General features: G+C 62.7%; 19 protein-coding genes and 1 pseudogene. 16 read left to right on the forward strand and 4 right to left on the reverse strand.

Annotated elements, in window-relative coordinates; genetic code table 11:
• Window positions 1-20 precede the first annotated feature (20 nt).
• From NKH42_RS22715 to NKH42_RS22730, 4 genes are all read left to right on the forward strand, one after another.
• Window positions 21-1,016, forward strand: coding sequence for an ABC transporter substrate-binding protein (locus tag NKH42_RS22715; RefSeq protein ID WP_254816763.1), 996 nt, complete (start codon window positions 21-23; stop codon window positions 1,014-1,016).
• A gap of 100 nt (window positions 1,017-1,116) precedes the next feature.
• Window positions 1,117-2,670, forward strand: a complete 1,554-nt coding sequence (locus NKH42_RS22720) for a sugar ABC transporter ATP-binding protein (RefSeq protein ID WP_352506643.1) — start codon at window positions 1,117-1,119, stop codon at window positions 2,668-2,670.
• Complete coding sequence (locus NKH42_RS22725; RefSeq protein WP_352691123.1) at window positions 2,667-3,632, forward strand: ABC transporter permease; 966 nt, start codon at window positions 2,667-2,669, stop codon at window positions 3,630-3,632. Before NKH42_RS22720 ends, NKH42_RS22725 begins: the two co-directional genes overlap by 4 nt.
• A 70-nt stretch (window positions 3,633-3,702) precedes the next feature.
• Entirely contained in the window at window positions 3,703-4,719 is a 1,017-nt protein-coding gene (locus NKH42_RS22730) for a zinc-binding alcohol dehydrogenase family protein (RefSeq protein WP_352506645.1), read from the forward strand.
• A gap of 12 nt (window positions 4,720-4,731) precedes the next feature.
• On the opposite strand, the gene phnF is transcribed toward NKH42_RS22730, so the two are convergent.
• On the reverse strand, window positions 4,732-5,475 hold the full coding sequence (phnF, locus tag NKH42_RS22735; protein WP_352506646.1) for a phosphonate metabolism transcriptional regulator PhnF: 744 nt from the start codon (window positions 5,473-5,475) through the stop codon (window positions 4,732-4,734).
• Window positions 5,476-5,609: 134 nt separating this feature from the next.
• Between phnF and phnG the strand changes: the two genes are divergently transcribed.
• The 12 genes and pseudogenes from phnG to phnE (NKH42_RS22795) all read left to right on the forward strand — a co-directional run bounded on the left by phnG (window position 5,610) and on the right by phnE (NKH42_RS22795) (window position 16,697).
• Window positions 5,610-6,071, forward strand: a complete 462-nt coding sequence (phnG, locus tag NKH42_RS22740) for a phosphonate C-P lyase system protein PhnG (RefSeq protein ID WP_352691125.1) — start codon at window positions 5,610-5,612, stop codon at window positions 6,069-6,071.
• Window positions 6,071-6,682, forward strand: coding sequence for a phosphonate C-P lyase system protein PhnH (gene phnH / locus NKH42_RS22745; protein ID WP_352506648.1), 612 nt, complete (start codon window positions 6,071-6,073; stop codon window positions 6,680-6,682). Before phnG ends, phnH begins: the two co-directional genes overlap by 1 nt.
• A 1-nt stretch (window position 6,683) precedes the next feature.
• Window positions 6,684-7,796: a carbon-phosphorus lyase complex subunit gene (locus NKH42_RS22750; RefSeq protein ID WP_352506649.1), complete on the forward strand. Its 1,113-nt coding sequence runs from the start codon at window positions 6,684-6,686 to the stop codon at window positions 7,794-7,796.
• Window positions 7,793-8,704, forward strand: coding sequence for an alpha-D-ribose 1-methylphosphonate 5-phosphate C-P-lyase PhnJ (locus NKH42_RS22755; RefSeq protein ID WP_352506650.1), 912 nt, complete (start codon window positions 7,793-7,795; stop codon window positions 8,702-8,704). Before NKH42_RS22750 ends, NKH42_RS22755 begins: the two co-directional genes overlap by 4 nt.
• Window positions 8,701-9,477: a phosphonate C-P lyase system protein PhnK gene (gene phnK / locus NKH42_RS22760; RefSeq protein ID WP_065009749.1), complete on the forward strand. Its 777-nt coding sequence runs from the start codon at window positions 8,701-8,703 to the stop codon at window positions 9,475-9,477. The genes NKH42_RS22755 and phnK overlap by 4 nt, the downstream gene beginning before the upstream one ends.
• A 211-nt stretch (window positions 9,478-9,688) precedes the next feature.
• Complete coding sequence (gene phnL / locus NKH42_RS22765) at window positions 9,689-10,396, forward strand: phosphonate C-P lyase system protein PhnL (RefSeq protein WP_352506651.1); 708 nt, start codon at window positions 9,689-9,691, stop codon at window positions 10,394-10,396.
• Entirely contained in the window at window positions 10,393-11,010 is a 618-nt protein-coding gene (locus NKH42_RS22770; RefSeq protein WP_352506652.1) for a DapH/DapD/GlmU-related protein, read from the forward strand. The genes phnL and NKH42_RS22770 overlap by 4 nt, the downstream gene beginning before the upstream one ends.
• A gap of 552 nt (window positions 11,011-11,562) precedes the next feature.
• Window positions 11,563-12,261: pseudogene (locus NKH42_RS22775) on the forward strand (DUF1868 domain-containing protein).
• 145 nt (window positions 12,262-12,406) lie between these two features.
• On the forward strand, window positions 12,407-13,255 hold the full coding sequence (gene phnC / locus NKH42_RS22780; RefSeq protein ID WP_352974446.1) for a phosphonate ABC transporter ATP-binding protein: 849 nt from the start codon (window positions 12,407-12,409) through the stop codon (window positions 13,253-13,255).
• A gap of 88 nt (window positions 13,256-13,343) precedes the next feature.
• A complete protein-coding gene (gene phnD / locus NKH42_RS22785) occupies window positions 13,344-14,252 on the forward strand; it encodes a phosphonate ABC transporter substrate-binding protein (protein WP_352476349.1) in 909 nt (302 codons plus the stop codon).
• A 53-nt stretch (window positions 14,253-14,305) separates the two neighbouring features.
• Window positions 14,306-15,262 (forward strand): phosphonate ABC transporter, permease protein PhnE, encoded by a 957-nt coding sequence (gene phnE / locus NKH42_RS22790; RefSeq protein ID WP_352506654.1) that lies wholly within the window; start codon window positions 14,306-14,308, stop codon window positions 15,260-15,262.
• Between the two features lie 67 nt (window positions 15,263-15,329).
• A complete protein-coding gene (gene phnE, locus NKH42_RS22795; RefSeq protein WP_352506655.1) occupies window positions 15,330-16,697 on the forward strand; it encodes a phosphonate ABC transporter, permease protein PhnE in 1,368 nt (455 codons plus the stop codon).
• A gap of 24 nt (window positions 16,698-16,721) precedes the next feature.
• Here the strand turns inward: phnE (NKH42_RS22795) and NKH42_RS22800 are convergent, their stop codons facing one another.
• The 3 genes from NKH42_RS22800 to NKH42_RS22810 all read right to left on the reverse strand — a co-directional run bounded on the left by NKH42_RS22800 (window position 16,722) and on the right by NKH42_RS22810 (window position 20,151).
• Window positions 16,722-17,573 (reverse strand): sugar phosphate isomerase/epimerase family protein, encoded by an 852-nt coding sequence (locus tag NKH42_RS22800; RefSeq protein WP_352691129.1) that lies wholly within the window; start codon window positions 17,571-17,573, stop codon window positions 16,722-16,724.
• A 177-nt stretch (window positions 17,574-17,750) separates the two neighbouring features.
• Window positions 17,751-18,956, reverse strand: coding sequence for a Gfo/Idh/MocA family protein (locus tag NKH42_RS22805; protein ID WP_352476346.1), 1,206 nt, complete (start codon window positions 18,954-18,956; stop codon window positions 17,751-17,753).
• Window positions 18,957-19,095: 139 nt separating this feature from the next.
• Window positions 19,096-20,151 carry a sugar phosphate isomerase/epimerase family protein gene (locus tag NKH42_RS22810; protein WP_352506657.1) on the reverse strand — a complete coding sequence of 352 codons (1,056 nt, stop codon included), beginning with the start codon at window positions 20,149-20,151 and terminating at the stop codon, window positions 19,096-19,098.
• Window positions 20,152-20,444: the final 293 nt, after the last annotated feature.

Genomic DNA, 20,444 nt, shown 5'->3' on the forward strand with positions numbered 1-20,444 from the left:
CGACTTAGGGAGGACTCCTAATGAAATTCGTGACCAGCATTCTCAACCGCCGCGCCTTCGTGGCACTCGCAGCCGCGTCGATGCTTGCCGGCGTGATGCATTCGGCTCCGGCATCCGCGGCCGACGTAACCATTCCGATCATCGTCAAGGACACCACGTCCTTCTACTGGCAGATCGTTCTGGCCGGCGCCCGCAAGGCCGGCAAGGACCTCGGCGTCAACGTGCCGGAGCTCGGCGCCCAGGCCGAGACAGACGTCAACGGCCAGATCTCGATCCTTGAAAATGCCGTCGCCGGCAACCCGGCGGCCGTCGTCATCGCGCCGACCGAAGCCAAGGCGCTTGGCAAGCCGATCGATGAGGCCGCCACCAAGGTCAAGATCATCGGTATCGACTCCGGTGCCGACTCCAAGGCCTTCACCTCGTTCCTGACCACCGACAACATCCAGGGCGGCCGTGTCGCCGCTGACGGCCTTGCCGCAGCCATCGGCGAAGCCAATGGCGGCAAGGTCGAGGGTGACGTCGCCCTGATCACCGCGCTTCCGGGCGCCGGCTCGCTCGAACAGCGCGCCCAGGGTTTTAAGGAACAGCTCGCCGCCAAATATCCCGGCCTCAAGCTGGTCGCCGACAAATACGCCGACGGCCAGGCCACCACCGGCCTCAACATCGCCACCGACCTGATCACCGCCAACCCCAACCTCAAGGGCATCTTCGCCTCCAATCTAATCATGGCGCAGGGCGTCGGTCAGGCGATCGCCGAGAACAATCTTGCCGGCAAGGTCGCGCTGGTCGGTTTCGACAGCGACGAGAAGCTGATCAAGTTCCTCAATGACGGCGTCATTTCGGCTCTCGTCGTTCAGGATCCGTACCGGATGGGCTATGACGGCATCAAGACGGCGCTCGCCGCCTCGAAGGGCGAGAAGGTCGAGGCCAATGTGGACACCGGCGCCAACCTGGTCACCAAAGCCAACATGAAGGATCCGAAGATCGACGCGCTGCTCAACCCCAAGCTCGACTGAGCATCGCCACAAGTGAACTGTTTCCGGGGCCTTTGCCCCGGAAACATCCCACTCGCGCCAATCGTCAGACCATCTGGCGGGCCAATCTGGGAGGATTGTCATGATGTCGACGGCGCAGGAACTCCATCCGGCCCCAACGCTGGAACCGGGCAGGACCATCCTCGAACTCCGCGGCCTGGAAAAGCGCTATCCCGGCACCCACGCGCTGAAGCCGGTCGACCTCGCCTTCAAAGCCGGCGAGATCCACGCCATCGTCGGCGAGAACGGCGCCGGCAAATCCACCCTGATCAAGCTTCTGACCGGCGTCATGCCGCGCACCTCCGGCGACGTCATCTGGGAGGGCAAGCCTGCCGCATTGGCAACGCCGCATGAGGCGATGGCACTCGGCATCAATGCCGTGCATCAGGAAGTGGTCCTGTGCCGCCATCTCACCGTCGCCGCCAACATGTTCCTCGGCGAGGAGGATGCACGTTTCGGCATCCTGCAGCAGCGGGCGATGGTCAGGCAGGCGCAGAAGATCATCGACGACCTAGGCTTCGACCTGCCCGCGCATGTCATGCTGGGTGACCTGACCATCGGCCAGCAGCAGCTGATCGCCGCCGCCCGCGCCACCGTGCGCGGCACCAAATTCCTGATCTTCGACGAACCGACCGCCTACCTCACCCGCAAGGAGGCCGACCAGCTGTTCACGCTGATCCGCCGGCTGAAGGGCGAAGGCGTCACCATCATCTACATCAGCCATCGCATGGAAGAAGTGTTCGAGCTCGCCGACCGCGTCTCGGTGCTGCGCGACGGCACGCTGGTCGGCACCAGGAACATTGCCGAGACCAATGACGCCGAGCTGGTCAAGATGATGATCAACCGCTCGATCGAGCAGGTCTACCACAAGGAGCATTTCACCTTCGGCGCGACCATCGTCGAAGCCAGGAACCTGTCGGGCAAGGGCTTCGAAAATGTCTCGATGTCCGTCCGTGCCGGTGAGATCGTCGGCCTCTATGGCCTGATCGGCGCCGGACGCAGCGAGTTCGTCACCACGCTCTATGGCCGCCACCGCAAATCGGCCGGCCAGATCCTCTGGGAGGGCAAGGAGGTCAAGGTCAATAGCGAACATGACGCGATCAGGCTCGGCATCGCGCTTGCCCCCGAAAGCCGCCGCGACCAGGGCCTCTGCCTCAACCTGCCGGTCGGGCTCAACCTCAATCTGCCGATCTACAAGCGCATCTCGAGCAATCTGCTGATCTCGCGCGCGCAGGAAAAGGCGCAAGCCGATCGCCAGATCGCTGACCTGCGCATCAAGACGCCAACACGCAGCGCGCTGGCCTCCAGCCTGTCCGGCGGCAACCAGCAGAAGATCGTCATCGGCAAATGGCTCGCCCACGGCGCCAAGCTGTTCATCTTCGACGAGCCTACCGTTGGCGTCGATGTCGGCACCAAGGCCGAGATCTACCGCCTGTTCGGCGCGCTGCTATCCAAAGGAGCCGGCATCATCCTGATCTCGTCCTACCTGCCCGAGGTCTATGAACTCGCCGACACGCTGCATGTGTTCCGGCGCGGCAAGCTGGTGGCTACGCACGGGTTTCGGACCGCTGATCACGAGGAGATCCTCACCCAGGCGCTGGCCGAGAAACAAGAAAGACCGGGAGGACGGATATGAGCACCGAGGCGATCGCTGCCGAAAGGCCGAAACGCAACTATAACGCCCTGTTCGGGCTGACACTGCTGGCGCTGCTGGTTCTTTTGTGGGTCATCCTGTCGGTGGCGACGCCGAGCTTCGCCTCGGGCAACAACATCTCGAACCTGTTGCGGCAAGGGTCGATGATCGCCATCCTGGCGGTCGGCCAGACCTTCGTCATCATCACCGGCGGCATCGACCTTTCCGTCGGCGCCGTGGTCGGCTTCGCTACCGTCATCGTCGCGATGCTGATCAACGCCGGAACACCGGTTTTCCTGGCCATCCTGATTACCTTGCTGGTCGGCGTCGCCATCGGCATGTTCCACGGCTTCGGCATCGTCAAGATGGGCCTGCCGCCCTTCATCATCACCCTGGCGACGCTGACCTCGCTGCGCGGCATCGGTCTGTTGATGACCAACGGCAACTCGATCTCGATCAACAACGATGCCTTCCAGACGTTCTCGCGCAGTTCCTTCGTCGGCGTCCCCAATCTGTTCTGGATGGTGATCCTGGTCGGCATCCCGGCCTACATCTTCCTGCACCACAGCCGCTGGGGCCGCTATCTGTTCTCGGTCGGCTCCAACGCCGAGGCGTCGCGCCTGTCAGGCGTCAACGTCCAGCGCACCATCTATATGGCCTACACGCTGTCGGGGCTGTGTGCGGCATTCGTCGGCGTGCTGCTCGCCTCGCGCATCGGCATCGGCAATCCGACACAGGCCGAGGGCTGGGAATTGCAGGCGATCGCCTCCTCGGTGATCGGCGGCACCTCGCTGTTCGGCGCTGTCGGCTCAGTGCACGGGCCGCTGCTCGGCGCCTTCATCCTTGCCACCATCAACAACGGCGCCAATCTGCTCAACGTCAACGCCTTCTGGCAGCGCATCATCACCGGCGTGCTGATCATCGTCATCGTCTACTTCGACGGGCTACGCCGCCGCGGCAAATAGACCGCCTCCCCACAACCGCCGGCCTCGCGACAGCAGAGCCGGCGGTGCCATGAACCGACTGGATTGAAGCATGAAAGCCGTCGTCTGCCGCTCGCCCGGCGAACTTGTCCTCGAAGATCGTCCGGCGCCTGGCGCGCCGCCAGCCGGCTGGGCGCTGGTCGCCGTCAGCCATGTCGGCATCTGCGGCACCGACTATCACATCTTCGAAGGCAAGCACCCGTTCCTCGCCTATCCCCGCATCATGGGCCACGAAGTTTCCGGCACCGTGATCGAGGTTGGTGAGGGCGTCGATCTGGCAATCGGCGAACCGGTGGTCGTCAATCCCTATCTCGCCTGCGGCAAATGCATCGCCTGCCGGCAAGGCAAGCCGAATTGCTGCGTTAAGATCGAGGTGCTCGGCGTCCACCGCGACGGCGCCATGTGCGAGCAAATCCTGGTGCCGGCGCAAAATCTTTATCCGGCAAACGGCTTGTCGCTGGCCGATGCTGCTGCCGTCGAATTCCTGGCGATCGGCGCGCATGCCGTGCGGCGCTCGCTGGCTGATCCAGGTGCGCGCACGCTGGTCATTGGCGCCGGCCCCATCGGGCTCGGCACGGCGCTGTTCGCCCGCATCGCCGGGCTCGACGTGACGCTGCTCGACATGAGTGCGGAGAGGCTGGGTTTCGCCGAAAGCGAACTCGGCTTCGCGACCCTCGACGGCTCGCAGGGCGCTGCTGCGGACCTGGTGCGGCAAGCAACCGACGGCGACGGTTTTGACATGGTTTTCGATGCCACCGGCAACACCCAGTCGGTGCAGTCGGCCTTCGCCCATGTCGCGCATGGCGGGGCGCTGGTCCTGGTCAGCGTCGTCAAGGACGACATCGCCTTTTCCGATCCCGAATTCCACAAGCGCGAGATGATGCTGATCGGCAGCCGCAACGCGCTGCGTGCCGATTTCGACCATGTCGCCGCCTCGATCCGCAACGGCGCGGTGCCGTTGGCAAAGCTCGTCACGCACCGCACGACGCTTGGCGAAACGCCGCACGATCTTGCCCGCTGGGCGCATGAGAAGTCCGGCCTGATCAAGGCCGTTATCCAGGTCGCATGATGCTGGCGCACCTCAAAGCGCCGACAGTTTGAGCTCGATCCGCTCGGCCGGGAAGCGCGACTCCGAAAACTGGATCGGCTGACCGTCGGGCGTGACGTTGACGGCGACCGTCACCAGCACGATGGCGCCGGGCTGCAGGTCGAGGTCCGCAAGGTCGGCCGCATCGGCATGGCGCGCCGACAACACCGTCGATTGCCGCAGATAGTCGTCAATGCCAAAACGTGCCAGCGATGCGGTGATCGAACCGGTTTCCGCCATGGCAGCATCGATGCCGGCAAAGCGCCTGGCATCGAACCAGCCGGCAGCGCGGGACACTGGCATTCCATCGGCTTCGCCGCGCGTTTCCAGACGTATCACGTCGGCCCCCTTTGCAAGGCCTAAGCTCTCTGCCACACGACGGTTGGCAGGCTCGACCGATGACGCAAGCAAGGTGATATGCCGGTCGGACGCCTGTCCTTGCAATCCCTCCGAAAAGCGGGTGCGGGCGCCGATCGGATATGACAGCCGCCTGCGCGACAGCACGAAGGTGCCCCGCCCCTGCTCTGCCCTGAGCACACCCTCCTGCACCAGCGCTGCAATGGCGCTGCGGACGGTGTGGCGGTTGACGCCATAGCGCTCGGCAAGTGCCACCTCCGGCGGCAACGCCGCATTTTCGGGAAAATCGCCGACGGAAATCGAATGCAGTATCTGATCGGCGATCTGCCGCCACAGCGCGACACCGCTGCGCCGCTCGATGCTGTTGGCTTGTCCGATCATTTTCTGCCCCAACCTTTGCGCCCCCTCTTCTCGCCCTTGTCATGCACCCGTCATAGACACGCATTAGATAATAGGTATAATTTGTATAATTGTCTATATCAATAGACAAATTTCGATGCAAGGGAATGTTAACCATGCGAGGACAGGAAGCCCGCGATCAGGCTGGGCGCAAGGCCGTTATGGCAACGCTGGCGCAATCGACCGGCGACGATATCGTCCGTCTGTGGAACGAAGCCGGCCTGCCTTCGGAGGCGGAACTCCTGCGCGGCCCCGAAACCGGCCTGGTCACCGTGCGTGGCCGCATCGGTGGCGGCGGCGCGCCGTTCAACGTTGGCGAGACGACGGTCACCCGCGCCACCGTCCGGCTCGCCTCCGGACAGGTCGGCCACTGCTATGCGCTCGGCCGCGACAAGCAGAAGGCAAGGCTGGCGGCAATCGCCGATGCGCTGTGGCAGGACCCGGCTCACCGCAACGAGGTCGAGACCAGGCTCGTCGCGCCCTTGCAGGCGGCACTGGCCGAGGCCCGTGACCAGCGCCGCGCCGAGACGGCGGCGACCAAGGTCGATTTCTTCACCATGGTACGCGGAGAAGACTGATGGACATCGTAACCCAAGCGATCGAAGGCGGCTTTGCCGATCCGGTGTTCGACGCCCAGACGGTCTTCCGGGCAGTGATGGACGCGATGGCCCGGCCGGGCACACTGCAGCCCCTGCCGGTCTTTACCCGTCCACCGACGCCGCTGTCAGCCACCGCGGGCGCCATTGCGCTGGCGCTGTGCGATAACGACACGCCGCTCTGGCTCGACCCCGCCTTGCAGGCTTCAGCGACGGTGAAATCCTGGCTTGGCTTCCATACCGGCGCGCCGCTGGCCAACACCCCGGCCGACGCGCATTTCGCGCTGATCGCCACGCCGGCCGAGATGATGGCGCTCGACGGGTTTTCGCAAGGCACCCAGGATTATCCCGATCGCTCCACGACGCTGATCCTCGAGATCAGCGATCTTGTCTCCGGCGCTCCGCTGCTGCTCGAAGGCCCGGGCATCGAGAAGACGGCGACGATTGCGCCGGCGCAAATGCCGCGCCATTTTGTCGAGCAATGGAAGCAGAACAACCAGCGCTTTCCGCGTGGCGTCGACATCATCCTCGCCACGTCCGAAGCAATTGCCTGCCTGCCGCGCACGACGCGCATCAAGACGATGGAGGCATAGGATGTATGTCGCGGTAAAGGGTGGCGAAGCGGCCATTCGCAACGCCCACAAACTGCTCGCCGACCGCCGGCGCGGCGATCGTTCGGTGCCCGCACTTCGCCTCGACCAGATCGTCGAGCAACTGGCGCTCGGCGTCGACCGGGTGATGAGTGAAGGTTCGCTCTACGACAGGGAATTGGCGGCACTCGCCATCGTCCAGGCGCGCGGCGACATGATCGAGGCGATCTTCCTCATTCGCGCCTATCGCACCACGCTGCCGCGTTTCGGCTACACCAAGGCGGTCGACACCGGCACGATGCTGGTCGAGCGGCGGGTGTCGGCGACCTACAAGGACCTGCCCGGCGGCCAGTTGCTCGGCCCGACTTTCGACTACACCCACCGGCTGCTCGATCCCGAGCTTGCCGCAGGCGGCGAAGTCGCCGAGCCGGAGCAGCGTGCAGGCGAGCCGGAAGCCATGCCGCGCGTGTCGGCCATCCTCGCCCGCGAGGGCCTGATCGAATCCGACGGCGACATGCCTGAAGACCATGTCCCCGGCGACATCACCCGCGAGCCGCTCGAATTCCCGATGGCGCGCGACATCCGCCTGCAGGCGTTGTCGCGCGGCGATGAGGGGTTTTTATTGGCGCTCGGCTATTCCACCCAGCGCGGCTATGCGCGCAACCATCCCTTCGTCGGCGAGGTCCGTATCGGTGAGGTCGAGCTGGAGCTCGACGTGCCGGAACTGCCTTTCGCAGTGCCGCTCGGCAGTATCCGCGTCACCGAGTGCCAGATGGTCAACCAGTTCAAGGGCTCGGCCAAGGCGCCGCCGCAATTCACCCGCGGCTACGGCCTCGTCTTCGGCCAGAGCGAGCGCAAGGCGATGGCCATGGCGCTATGCGACCGCGCGCTGCGGGCGGCGGAGTTGGGTGAGGATGTCGTCGCCGCCGCCCAGGACGAGGAGTTCGTCATCTCGCATTCCGACAATGTCCAGGCGACCGGCTTCGTCGAGCATCTGAAGCTGCCGCACTATGTCGATTTCCAGGCCGAGCTCGACCTCGTGCGCCGCATGCGCGCCGAGCACGACGCCCGCGAGAACGCCGGCAAGGCCGAAGAGAAGAGAGAGGCCGCGGAATGACCGCACAACCAACCGACATCGCCACCTACAACTTCGCCTATCTCGACGAGCAGACCAAGCGGATGATCCGCCGGGCGATCCTCAAGGGCATCGCCATCCCTGGCTATCAGGTGCCGTTCGCCTCGCGCGAAATGCCGATGCCCTATGGCTGGGGCACCGGCGGTGTGCAGGTCACCGCTTCGATCATTGGCCCCCTCGATGTGCTCAAGGTCATCGACCAGGGCGCCGACGACACCACCAATGCCGTCTCGATCTGCGCCTTCTTCAAGAAGGTCGCCAATGTCGCTGTCACCACTGAGACGGCGAAGGCGACCATCATCCAGACTCGCCACCGCATCCCCGAGCATCCGCTGAGTGCGGGTCAGGTGCTGGTCTATCAGGTGCCGATCCCCGAGCCGCTGCGCTTCCTCGAGCCACGCGAGACCGAGACGCGCAAAATGCATGCGCTGGAGGAATATGGCCTGATGCATGTAAAACTCTACGAGGACATCGCCAAACATGGCCGCATCGCCACCACCTATGCCTATCCGGTCAAGGTCGAGGGCCGCTATGTGATGGACCCGTCGCCGACGCCGAAATTCGACAACCCGAAAATGCACCGTTCGCCGGCTTTGCAATTGTTCGGCGCCGGCCGCGAAAAGCGCATTTATGCACTGCCGCCCTTCACCGACGTGGTCAGCCTCGACTTCGAGGACCATCCGTTCGAGGTGCAGACCTTCGACCAGCCCTGCGCACTGTGCGCGGCCGAGAACGTCTATCTTGACGAAGTTATCCTCGACGACCATGGCGGCCACATGTTCGTTTGTTCCGACACCGACCATTGCGAGAAGCGGCGCGAGCAAGGCCATCGCGGCCACCTTGCGCCTGAAACCCCTCTTGCCCTGGAAAAAACGGAGCCGGCGCAATGACCGACGAACCGCTGCTGCGCGTCTCTGCGCTGTCCAAATTCTACGGCTCGCGCGTCGGCTGCGAGAACGTCACCTTCGATCTGTGGCCGGGCGAAGTGCTGGCTGTCGTCGGCGAATCCGGTTCCGGCAAGACGACTTTGCTCAACTGCCTGTCGACAAGGCTACTGCCCAGCTCCGGCACCGCCAGCTACCGCATGCGCGATGGCCAATTCCGCGAGCTCTACCGCATGAGCGAGGCCGAGCGCCGCTTTTTGATGCGCACCGACTGGGGCTTTGTCCACCAGAACCCCGCCGATGGTCTGCGCATGACAGTGTCGGCCGGCGCCAATGTCGGCGAGCGGCTGATGGCGGTCGGCGACCGCCACTACGGAAAAATCCGAGCCACGGCGGTCGACTGGCTGTCGCGCGTCGAGATCGACGAGGACCGCATCGACGACGAGCCGCGCGCCTTTTCCGGCGGCATGCGCCAGCGCCTGCAGATCGCCCGCAACCTCGTCACCGGGCCGCGGCTGGTGTTCATGGACGAGCCGACCGGCGGCCTCGACGTCTCGGTGCAGGCGCGCCTGCTCGATCTGTTGCGCGGCCTGGTCACCGATCTGGGTCTGGCGGCCATCGTCGTCACGCACGACCTTGCGGTGGCACGTCTACTGTCGCAGCGCATGATGGTGATGAAGGACGGCCGCGTCGTCGAAAGCGGCCTCACCGACCGCGTCCTCGACGATCCGCGCGCCCCCTACACCCAGTTGCTTGTCTCCTCGATTCTGCAGGTATGACGATGATTGCTCCGGCGTACCCCCCTCTGGCCTTCCGGCCATCTCTCCCTCAAGAGGGGAGATCAGCAGCTTTTATGTCCCGCCCGTTCTGCGACACAGGAGAATGGCGAAACCGAATGCGACAGCCCATCTCCCCTCTTGAGGGGGAGATGGCCGGAAGGCCAGAGGGGGGTGTTGGCCCGCAGACGAATGACGATTGGAGAACCCTCTGATGGCAACCCCGCTCGTTGTCTCCGACGTCGCCAAAAGCTTCACCATGCATCTGCGCGACGGCATCAAACTGCCGGTGGTCGCCGGCGTCTCGTTCGCGATCAGGGCCGGCGAATGCTCGGTGCTCGGCGGCCCGTCCGGCGCCGGCAAGAGCTCGATCCTGAAAATGCTCTACGGCAATTATGCCGCCGATGAAGGCCAGATCATCGTCCAGCACGAGGGCGGGCTGATCGATCTCGCAACTGCCAGCCCGCGCACCGTGCTTGCCGTGCGCCGGCTTACCATCGGCTATGTCAGCCAGTTCCTGCGCACCGTGCCGCGTGTCTCGGCGCTCGATGTCGTCGCCGAGCCGCTGGTCGAGCGCGGCGAGGAGCGTGAGGTCGCGCGCGGCAAGGCACGTGCCTTGCTGGCGCAGCTGAACCTGCCGGAAAAACTCTGGGCGCTGCCGCCGGCGACGTTCTCCGGCGGCGAACAGCAGCGCGTCAACATCGCGCGCGGCTTCATCACCGAGCATCCGATCCTGCTGCTCGACGAGCCGACCGCTTCGCTCGACGCCAGAAACCGCGACGTGGTGATCTCCCTGATCGCCGCCAAGAAGGCGGCGGGCGTCGCTTTGCTCGGCATCTTCCACGACCACGACGTGCGCGAGGCGGTGGCCGACCGTATAATCGACGTGACCGCCTTCGCCGCCGGAAAAATCGCCGCATGACGAGGAAACTGTCGGAGGCGCCGCTGATCCACGAGACGGCGGAAGTAGAGAACTCAACGCTTGGCCGCTGGACCGAAGTCGCCGAGCGCTGCCGGATTTCGGAAAGTGCGTTGGGCGACTATTCCTACATGATGCAGGACTGCGGCGTCTGGTGCGCGACGATCGGCAAATTCGCCAACATCGCCGCCAATGTGCGCATCAACGCCACCAACCACCCGACCTGGCGGCCGACGCTGCACCATTTCACCTATCGCGCCTCGGACTATTGGGACGACGCCGAGCACGAGAGCGAATTCTTCGCCCAGCGCCGCGCCAAGCGCGTCACCATCGGCCACGACACCTGGCTCGGCCACGGCTCGACCATCCTGCCCGGCATCACCGTCGGCGATGGCGCCGCGGTCGGTGCGGGTGCCGTGGTGTCGAAGGACGTCGCGCCCTACACCATCGTCGGCGGCGTGCCGGCCAAGCCGATCCGCGAGCGCTTCGACCGCCGCACCGCGGAGCGCTACCAGGCGCTCGCCTGGTGGGATTGGGACCACGCCCGGCTGCGCGCCGCGCTCGACGATTTTCGGGAACTGTCGGCCAATCAGTTTTTGGAGAAGCATGGGGGTTGACGTCCCGAATAAGTCAGCCGCTCGGGCAAATGTCCAAAATAATAGAAAGAAATCCTAACGTGATAAGAATAGCACCACCAGTCTGATTAAACCTGATAAGTTCTATAATTTTTTTGTCATAACCAATATCTACAAGCGATTTGGTTTTTTCCTCAATCTTATTTGCAAAATTTATCGTAACTAGCGCAATTAAAAAAATGAGAATCATTAGAATAATGGCCGCGTCGCGCCCATTTGCATAATTGTACAAGTATCCCGATATTGGATGGTTCAAGCTACCAACCCGATATACGGACATCAAAACCAGGGCCACTGTGAAACTTATCGCAGCGACTACCCCTGCAGCATACAGCCGCAACCACTGGCGCCAACGTAGCAATTAGGCAGCCTCTCTTTGATACGAGTTTGAATCTTTATTTCAATCTTGATGATGTGCAAACCCCGGCAGCATCGCTTGGCGAATCCTGCCTTTGATATTCTACTTCTTGGCACGGTTTTCATGTCCCTGACACATCGTCGGGGCAGAACGCGGCCTTTCCTCTGGAGATCGCAATGCCTGTTTCAGTCAAACCTTCGCTCGCCGGATACTTTGCCGGCTCGAACCCGACCCCTCCGCTGCATCTCGGCAGGCGCTACGACACCTCTGGCAATTTCCTGACCGAGCCCGGCAACACGGTCGTCTGCCATCTCGTCGACGGCTCGCCGTCCGAGGCAGTGGTGGTCGAAGTGCGTGAGCGGATGCGCGCCATGCCCGATACCGACCGGCTGGCCTCTCCAGCCTGCACATGACGCTGTTCCAGGACATCATCGAATATCGGCGCCGGCTCCCTATTGGCCTGAGGATGCGCCCCTCGACACCAGCATCGACGACATGACCCGCCTCTATCAGGAACGCCTGAACGGCTTCGAAGGCCGCGGCGCCTTCAAGATCAGGGTTGTCGATGTCGTGCCGACGGGCTTGACCGTTGCCGGCGCAACCGATGAGGACGTGCGTATCCTGCGCGCATGACGCGATGCCTTGTCGGCGCCCTTCGGATATCGGCATCCCGACCACGACAGCTACACGTTCCACATAACCTTCGCCTATCAGATCCGCCGTCTCGACGATGAAAGGATAACGCAATGGCAACAACTATTCGATGATTGCCTCTCGCTGCCGTCCGTCAGGCTCCAGTGATCGAGCTGCTGCCTCCGGCATTTTGCAGCTTCAAGGACATGAAGCATTTCGAGGAGCTTCTTGTCCTGGGCTGATCCAAAGGCGCGCGGATGAATTCCCCGGGCGAGGCGTACCTGTGGGCAGTAACAAAACTGACATCGTTCCGACACCGCAGGTTCATGCGGCTGCGCTAGCGAGGGTTAACAGACCTTCAATTGCGATTGGACTGGAGCCTGCACCATGTCAGCTTCGCTCGAAATCCGCGGCGTCACCCGCCGGTTCGGCAAGAACACCGCCGTCAGCAATGTCGACATCGCGATCCCGCACGGTCAGATGGTCGGCATCATCGGCCGTTCGGGCGCCGGCAAATCGACGCTTCTGCGCATGATCAACCGCCTCATCGATCCCAGCCAGGGATCCATCCTGTTCGACGGCGTCGAGGTCTCCGGGTTGCGCGGCTCGCCGCTCCGGCGATGGCAGCGCGACTGCGCCATGATCTTCCAGCAGTTCAATCTGGTGCCGCGCCTGGACGTGCTGACCAATGTGCTGCTCGGCCGGCTCAACCACCGCTCGACGCTGTCCAACCTCTTCGGCATGTTCTCGCGCAGTGAATGCGCCGAGGCTGTTGCCGCCCTTGAGCGTCTCGACATCGCCCGCACCGTACTGCAGCCCGCCGGCACGCTTTCCGGCGGCCAGCAGCAGCGCGTTGCTATTGCGCGTGCCATGATGCAGCAGCCGAAGGTGCTGTTGGCGGACGAGCCGATCGCCTCGCTCGATCCGCTCAACGCCAAGGTGGTGATGGATTCGCTGCAGGACATCAATTTGCGCGAAGGCATCACCGTCATCACAAATCTGCATACGCTTGATACGGCCCGCAACTATTGCAACCGTATCATCGGCATGGCCGCCGGCAAGGTTGTCTTCGACGGCCCGCCCGAAGACCTCAACCGCGAGGCCGTGCGCATGGTCTACGGCGCCGACAGCAATGGCGGCGAAATCTCCGAGGCCATCACTTCGACCAGTGTCGCCGTCAAACAGAAAATCGCTGCATCCGCCGGACCGCTCGAGCCCGTGTTCCCTGGCTACTGAGAACGGCCTGATCGCCCGCCCGCGTCAAAGGCACTCGTCAAAAGTTCGAACGCTCCGGCGCGAAGCCGGAACCAACAGGAGAGAGATAATGTTCAGGAAGATGGTTTTTGGCGCGGTTTCATTGCTCGCCATCGCAACAAGTGCCGCTCACGCCCAGGATATCAAGGAATTCCGCATCGGCATCCTTGGTGGTGAAAATGAAGCGGACCGGCTGCGCAACTTTCAGTGCCTCGCCGATCACCTGAAGTCCGAATTCGGCTTCGAGAAGGTCTCGCTGTTCCCGGCCGCCGACTATGACGGGGTGATCCAGGGCCTGCTCGGCGGCACCCTCGATTTCGCCGAGCTTGGCGCGTCAGGCTATGCCAGCGTCTACCTCAAGGATCCGAACGCCGTGACCCCGATCCTCACCACCCAGCAGACCGACGGCGCGACCGGCTATTATTCGATCGGCCTGGCGCTGAAGTCGTCCGGCATCACCGACATCAAGTCGGCAAAGGGCAAGAAGCTCGGCTATGCCGACCCGGATTCGACCTCCGGTTATCTGATCCCGCTGACCCAGATCCCGAAGGACACCGGCGCCTCGAACGAAACCTTCTTCGCCTCGACCCAGTTCAATGGCGGCCACGAGAACAACCTCCTCGCCGTTCGCGACGGCAAGGTCGATGTTGCGGTTGACGACTCCTCGGGCATTGGCGACTTCAAGAACGGCTACACCTCCGGCACCTTCCACAAGGAAGTCGCCAAGGGCGCCGTCGACCCCAACGATTTCGTCGAAGTCTGGCGCTCCGGCCTGATCCCGAACGGCCCGCTGGTCGTGCGCACCGCGCTCGGTGGCGATATGAGCGCCAAGCTCGCCAACTTCTTCACCAGCCTGCCGGCCAAGGACAAGCCCTGCTTCGAGGCCATCGAAGGCGGCGATTTCACTGGCTACGTTCCTGTGAAGCCGGACTTCTACAGCGTCATCGTCGAAGCCCGCAAAGCCGCGATCGGCGGCTGAATGCGGTGGCAAAGGGCGGCCTTACCAGCGCCGCCCTTTTTGCATGCCCGATCATGACCATCTCAGCCACGATCCGTTCAGACGCGACCCGGCGGACAGCCGACTCCTGGCGACGGCAGACGTCCTTGCGCCGGTTCTACACGGCGCTCGGCATCGGTTTGCTGCTTATCGCCATGTGCACAGCCATGTGGTTTGCCGACGAGGCCAATGCCGGACATTTCTTCGATCGGCTGCCGCACATACTGGATTTCCTTAGCTGGCTTGTTCCCAAAGACTGGAACGACGTCTGGCGGGCGCTGTTCGACATCGCATCGCCGCACGACAAGGGCAGCCAGGAGTTCAACTTCCCGCTTGGCCGCGTTTATCTCTGGGGCGGTTTTTACCTACCCGAATATTTCGAGCTGATGCTCACCACGCTCAACGTGGCGCTGGTTTCCACTTTCATCGGCTTCGTCTTTGCGGTGCCGTTCTCGTTCATCGCCGCGCGCAATTTGACACCCAGTCCGGTGCTCAGGCTCGTCGTCAAGCGCTTCATGGAACTGCTTCGCGCCTTCCCCGAGATCGTCATTGCCGGCCTGTTCGCAGCCATCCTCTCGACTGGCCCGGTCGCGGCCATCATCGCCATCGGCCTGCATTCGATCGGCGCCCTCGGCAAGCTCTTCTACGAGATCAACGAAAACATCGACATGCGCGCCGACGAAGGCCTGCGCGCGGTCGGCGCCAACTGGTTCGAGCGCGTGCGCTTCGCCGGCCTGCCACAGGTGCTGCCCAATTTCATGTCTTACGCGCTGCTCAGGATCGAGATCAATGTCCGTATCTCGACCATCATCGGCGCGGTCGGCGGAGGCGGCATCGGCGAGGAGCTGAAGCTCTCCATCTCACGCGGCTTTGGCGCCAAGACGCTGGCACTGGTGCTGCTGTTGTTTACCACCATCTTCCTCGTCGACCAGTTCTCCGCCTGGCTTCGTCGCAAGCTCGTCGGCGAGCAGGCCTTCATGATGGGCGCCTGACCATGATCCCAAAAAGTGGATTCCGGTTTTTGGAAAAGATCATGGCAAATCAACAAGAAGACTGCCCATGGCCGCGATGACCGCCGATGAGATGCAGGCGATAGAGGAGCGCTTTCCCCAAGTGTTCCGACGGCCCTTGTACAAACGCTTCGGCCCGCTGGTGCTGTTCGCCGGCATCCTGCTCTACCTCGTCTATGCCTTGTGGTTCTTCAGCCTGCCGCAAGTGCTGAGGGAATCGCATTGGGAGCGACTGCCGCTCTTCCTGACGCAATGGATCAGCTACGATCTGCAGCCGGAATTCCGTCTCGATCAGCCTCAGATCACACCCAAATACCCGCGTTTTTCTGCACTTGGCGAAGACCCGCATCCCGACTGGGTCATCGCCAATGCCAACGGCTCCTACACCGTTCTGATCGAAGGCCGAGCCAAATCCGTCACCTTCGACAAGGCCGAGGCAACGCTTGTCGCCAATGGCCAAGCGGTGCCGGTGTCGTTGACCAGCGGCAAGCCGGTGATAACCGGCCCGGTGCCGGACTGGATCACCGCGCATGACGATGAAATCGTCGCCCGGATGGGCTTTGCCGGCGAGGTTCGCATAACCGTCGATCGCGTCAAGGTCCGCAAGCGCTTCCTCGGCTGGGCGAATTTCGTCTTCGACACACGCTCGCCCTTCTTCGGCAAGTCGCCCGGCGAGGTGGTCTCGTTGCTGATGTCCGGACCCCAGCTCAAGCCGGGCACATCGAACATTGCGCTGGCCGCGGACAATATCTGGAACAACGCCCAATGGCAGCATGGCGACGTCTGGACGAAGCTGTTCCAGACCATCGTCATGGCGTTTCTCGGCACCTTGCTCGGCGGCATCGTCGCCTTCCCGCTCGCCTTTTTCGCCGCCCGCAACATCACCCCGAGCGGCCTCCTCAGCCAGGTGCTCAAGCGGTTCTTCGATTTCATGCGATCGGTCGACATGCTGATCTGGGCGCTATTCTTCACCCGCGCCTTCGGCCCGGGCCCGCTGGCCGGCAGCGCCGCGATTTTCTTCACCGAGATCGGCACGCTCGGCAAAGTCTATTCGGAAGGCCTCGAGAACATCGACGACAAGCCACGCGAGGGCATCCAGTCGACCGGCGCGAACGGCTTGCTGGTGCAGCGCTATGGCGTGCTGCCGGAGGTGATCCCGGTCTTCATCAGCCAGACACTCTATCAGTGGGAATCCAACACCAGGGGCGCGACGATCATCGGCGCCGTCGGTGCCGGCGGGATCGGCCTGAAGCTTTGGGAAGCGATGCGCACCAACTCCAACTGGGCCAATGTCTTCTACATGGTGCTCTTGGTCCTGCTCGTCGTTTTCATCTTCGACAACATTTCCAATTTGCTGCGCCGCCGGCTGAGCAGGACGATCCACGACTACAACCGGATCCAGGCCGAGCAGGGGTGACGGGTGCATCGGGCTGGCCGATCGTTATGCAACTTTCCTCCACCCGTCCTTAATATGCCTGTAGCCGTCGCGGTAGACAGCTTCCGGGCCTTCGGAAAAGTCGCGCCACACCTTGGTGGCCGCGGCCAAGTCCTTCAGCGAACGCCCGAACGCCTCGATCGTCAGCCAATCGTCGTAGCCGCTCTTGCGGATGGCGGAGAAAGTCTCCTTCCAGGGAATATGGCCACGGCCCGGCACCCCGCGATCGTTCTCCGAAATGTGGATATGGACGATGTTGTTGCGGTTGCGCGTATAGGCGCCAATCGGGTCGGCTTCTTCGATGTTGGCATGGAAGGTGTCGTACATCGCCTTGATGTGCGGCCGGTCGATCGCGTCGATATGCTCCGATAAATCGTCCATCGTGTTGAGCAGGTAGCATTCGAAGCGGTTGAGCGCCTCCAACCCGATGGTGACGCTCTTGTTGCCGGCATAGTCGCCAATGGCGCGTTGCGAAGCGATCGAACGTTTTTTCTCGGCCGCTGTCGGCCCGCTGCCGGAGAAGGCCCCGAGTGTCGAATGGAGCGGGCCGCTCAACGTGTTCGCGCCAAGCGCCTGAGCGCAGTCGATCGCCGATTTCATGTAGTCGATACCGGCTTTGCGCGTCGAGGCATCCGGCGAGATCAGGTTCATCGCGGCATCGCCCATCGCCGAGACGGCGGTGCGTTGCAGCCCGATACGGTCGAGCAGTTCGCCGAGTTTCCTGTAGTTGTCCGGCGTGCCGGAGAAGACCGGTATTTCGACGCCGTCGAAGCCGGTCGCCTTGATGTCCCTCAACAACGGCTCGTGTTTTTTCGAGACACTGGTCGTCCACAACAACATGCACATGCCGATTTTCATCGACGCCCCTCCCTTCATTCGCTCGATCGCCGGAGGGGTGATGAGATTCAGGTCAGGCCGAGCCGAAAATGGCGGGTTCCGAGAACCGGAGCGGAGCGTGCTTTTGGTACATGCGCACCGGAAGCGCAGGAAACTGCCATTTGCAGGCCGGTCTCACCTGACTATCACCACCACCCTTCAGAGCTTCGTCCACGCCCCATTCTTCTTCGACGACTTCACGCAGGCCTCGATGAAGGCCATGCCCTCGACGCCGTCCTGCACGGTCGGGAAGACGACATCCTTAGCCGGCTTCCCGCCCTTCCGGCGCGCTGCACGAATCGCCCGCGCGGCTTCCTGATAGATGTTGGCGAAACCTTCGAGATAGCCTTCCGGATGCCCTGGCGGAACGCGGCTGACGCGCCCGGCGACGGGGAGCGCGCCGGCGCCATTACGGGTAATCAACTGCTTCGGCTGGCCGAACGGCGTGTACCAGAGATAGTTCGGGTCGGCCTGCACCCATTCGAGGCCGCCCTTCGAGCCGTAGATGCGCAATTTCAACCCGTTCTCGTGGCCGGGCGCCACCTGGCTTGCCCAGATCATTCCCTTGGCCGGGTGCGACCCGCCGACCGGCTTGAAGCGCAGCAGCACATTGATGTTGTCGTCGAGCAGCCTCCCCGGCACGAAGGCATCGAGATCGGCCGACAACGAATCGAGCTCCAGCCCGGAGACGAAACGGGCAAGGTTGTAGGCATGCGTGCCGATATCGCCCAGTGCACCGCCGGCACCCGCCTGCTTCGGGTCAGAGCGCCACGCAGCCTGCTTCTGGCCGGTGGCGGCCAGGTCTTCGGTCAGCCAGTCCTGCGGATATTCCGACTGCACGATGCGGATATCGCCGAGCTGTCCCTTGGCCACCATCTCGCGTGCCTGCCGCACCATCGGATAGGCGGTGTAGTTATGCGTCAGCACGAACACCTTGCCAGTCTTTTCGACCAGCGCCGCCAGCCTCTTTGCCTCGGCTAGCGTCGTCGCTAGTGGCTTGTCGCAGATGACGTGGATGCCGGCCTCGAGAAAAGCTTTGGCGGCCGGCACGTGCACATTGTTCGGCGTGACGATGGCCACCACCTCGATGCCATCCGGCCGCTTGGCCTCCGCCTTGGCCATCTCGGCATAGGAGCCGTAGCTGCGTGCCGGATCGAGCCCAAGCTCGGCCGCCGAGGCCTTGGCGCGCTCCGGATTCGACGAGAGGGCGCCAGCAACCAGCACGAACTCGTTATCCATGCGTGCCGCGATGCGGTGCACCGCGCCGATAAAGGCGCCTTGTCCGCCGCCAACCATGCCGTAGCGGATCGGACCGCCTCCCGTTTCCGTCTTCGATGCGCCAACCACGATTTTCTCCCTCGTCATTGAAATACCCCTCCCCTTGAGGGGAAGGTGGCCCGCAGGGCCGGGTGGGGTCGGTTCATGCCGAGCCCTACGCCCAGCGACCCCACCCCGATCCGCTGCGCGGATCGACCCTCCCCTCGAGGGGGAGGGAATATCTGTGCTAGATCCCCATCATGCCGCGCAGCACCTTTTTATCGGTCGTGCCGCCGGCGAAGTCGTCGAATGCTTTTTCCGTCACCCTGATGATGTGGTGCTGGATGAAGGGAGCGCCTTCGGCCGCACCATCCTCCGGGTGCTTGAGGCAGCATTCCCATTCCAGCACCGCCCATGAATCGTAATTGTATTGGGTGAGCTTGGAGAAGATGCCGCGGAAATCCACCTGCCCGTCGCCGAGCGAGCGGAAACGCCCGGCACGGTTGGTCCAGCTCTGGTAACCGGAATAGACGCCTTGCCGCCCGGTTGGATTGAACTCGGCATCCTTGACGTGGAACGCCTTGATCCGCTCGTGGTAGATGTCGATAAATTCGAGATAATCGAGCTGCTGCAGCAGGAAGTGCGACGGGTCATAGTTGATGTTGCAGCGCTTGTGGCCGCCGACCGAATCGAGGAACATCTCGAATGTCGCGCCGTCGAACACGTCCTCGCCTGGATGAATTTCGTAGCCGACATCGACGCCGTTTTCGTCATAAACGTCGAGGATCGGCGTCCAGCGTTTGCCGAGTTCGGCAAATGCCTCCTCGATCAATCCCGCCGGCCGCTGCGGCCAGGGATAGAGGTATGGGAAGGCCAACGCTCCGCAAAACGACACCGACGCCTTGAGCCCGAGATTCTTCGACGCCTTGGCGGCGAACTTCATCTGTTCGACCGCCCATTGTTGCCTGGCTTTTGGATTGTTGTGCACCGCAGCCGGCGCGAAGCCGTCGAACTGCGCGTCATAGGCCGGATGCACCGCCACCAGTTGCCCCTGCAGATGCGTCGACAGTTCGGTGATCTCGACGCCGGCATCGGCGCAGATGCCCTTCACCTCCTCGCAATAGGCCTTGGAGGAGGCTGCCTTCTCGAGATCGAACAATCGGGCGTCCCATGTCGGGATCTGCACGCCCTTGTAGCCCAGACCAGCCGCCCATTTGGTGATCGAGGCCAGCGAATTGAACGGCGCGGCGTCGCCCGCAAACTGCGCCAGGAACAGACCAGGCCCCTTCATCGTCGTCGGCATCGGCATCTCCCTATGTTTCACGACCAAGCATAGCGCCGATTGAAAACAGGGCCAGCGTCTTTGGTCTCTTTGCACAGCGCGCTCAGCGCCGCTATTCTGGTATTACCAAATGCCGAAATCTGGTCAAGCCATTTGACGCGCTGCCGCAGTCCTGCAACCATGCCGAGTTAAGCCACATGTTTAAGTATAATCAATAGCATAGACAGGAGCCAACGCTTGATGGCAGCACTTCTTGCCGTCCAGATGAAATTACTGTAGACCTCCCATCAAGCCCAATTGGTCGAACCAGTTTG

Origin of the sequence: Mesorhizobium sp. M1142, from assembly GCF_040318565.1 — a bacterium.
Taxonomy (GTDB): domain Bacteria; phylum Pseudomonadota; class Alphaproteobacteria; order Rhizobiales; family Rhizobiaceae; genus Mesorhizobium.

Excerpts from the sequence above, each read along its gene's own strand:
- NKH42_RS22715 (WP_254816763.1), top strand. The coding sequence starts at position 21 with ATGAAATTCGTGACCAGCATTCTCAACCGCCGCGCCTTCGTGGCACTC.
- NKH42_RS22720 (WP_352506643.1), top strand. The coding sequence starts at position 1,117 with ATGATGTCGACGGCGCAGGAACTCCATCCGGCCCCAACGCTGGAACCG.
- NKH42_RS22725 (WP_352691123.1), top strand. The coding sequence starts at position 2,667 with ATGAGCACCGAGGCGATCGCTGCCGAAAGGCCGAAACGCAACTATAAC.
- NKH42_RS22730 (WP_352506645.1), top strand. The coding sequence starts at position 3,703 with ATGAAAGCCGTCGTCTGCCGCTCGCCCGGCGAACTTGTCCTCGAAGAT.
- phnF (WP_352506646.1), bottom strand. The coding sequence starts at position 5,475 with ATGATCGGACAAGCCAACAGCATCGAGCGGCGCAGCGGTGTCGCGCTG.
- phnG (WP_352691125.1), top strand. The coding sequence starts at position 5,610 with ATGCGAGGACAGGAAGCCCGCGATCAGGCTGGGCGCAAGGCCGTTATG.
- phnH (WP_352506648.1), top strand. The coding sequence starts at position 6,071 with ATGGACATCGTAACCCAAGCGATCGAAGGCGGCTTTGCCGATCCGGTG.
- NKH42_RS22750 (WP_352506649.1), top strand. The coding sequence starts at position 6,684 with ATGTATGTCGCGGTAAAGGGTGGCGAAGCGGCCATTCGCAACGCCCAC.
- NKH42_RS22755 (WP_352506650.1), top strand. The coding sequence starts at position 7,793 with ATGACCGCACAACCAACCGACATCGCCACCTACAACTTCGCCTATCTC.
- phnK (WP_065009749.1), top strand. The coding sequence starts at position 8,701 with ATGACCGACGAACCGCTGCTGCGCGTCTCTGCGCTGTCCAAATTCTAC.
- phnL (WP_352506651.1), top strand. The coding sequence starts at position 9,689 with ATGGCAACCCCGCTCGTTGTCTCCGACGTCGCCAAAAGCTTCACCATG.
- NKH42_RS22770 (WP_352506652.1), top strand. The coding sequence starts at position 10,393 with ATGACGAGGAAACTGTCGGAGGCGCCGCTGATCCACGAGACGGCGGAA.
- phnC (WP_352974446.1), top strand. The coding sequence starts at position 12,407 with ATGTCAGCTTCGCTCGAAATCCGCGGCGTCACCCGCCGGTTCGGCAAG.
- phnD (WP_352476349.1), top strand. The coding sequence starts at position 13,344 with ATGTTCAGGAAGATGGTTTTTGGCGCGGTTTCATTGCTCGCCATCGCA.
- phnE (WP_352506654.1), top strand. The coding sequence starts at position 14,306 with ATGACCATCTCAGCCACGATCCGTTCAGACGCGACCCGGCGGACAGCC.
- phnE (WP_352506655.1), top strand. The coding sequence starts at position 15,330 with ATGGCCGCGATGACCGCCGATGAGATGCAGGCGATAGAGGAGCGCTTT.
- NKH42_RS22800 (WP_352691129.1), bottom strand. The coding sequence starts at position 17,573 with ATGAAAATCGGCATGTGCATGTTGTTGTGGACGACCAGTGTCTCGAAA.
- NKH42_RS22805 (WP_352476346.1), bottom strand. The coding sequence starts at position 18,956 with ATGACGAGGGAGAAAATCGTGGTTGGCGCATCGAAGACGGAAACGGGA.
- NKH42_RS22810 (WP_352506657.1), bottom strand. The coding sequence starts at position 20,151 with ATGCCGACGACGATGAAGGGGCCTGGTCTGTTCCTGGCGCAGTTTGCG.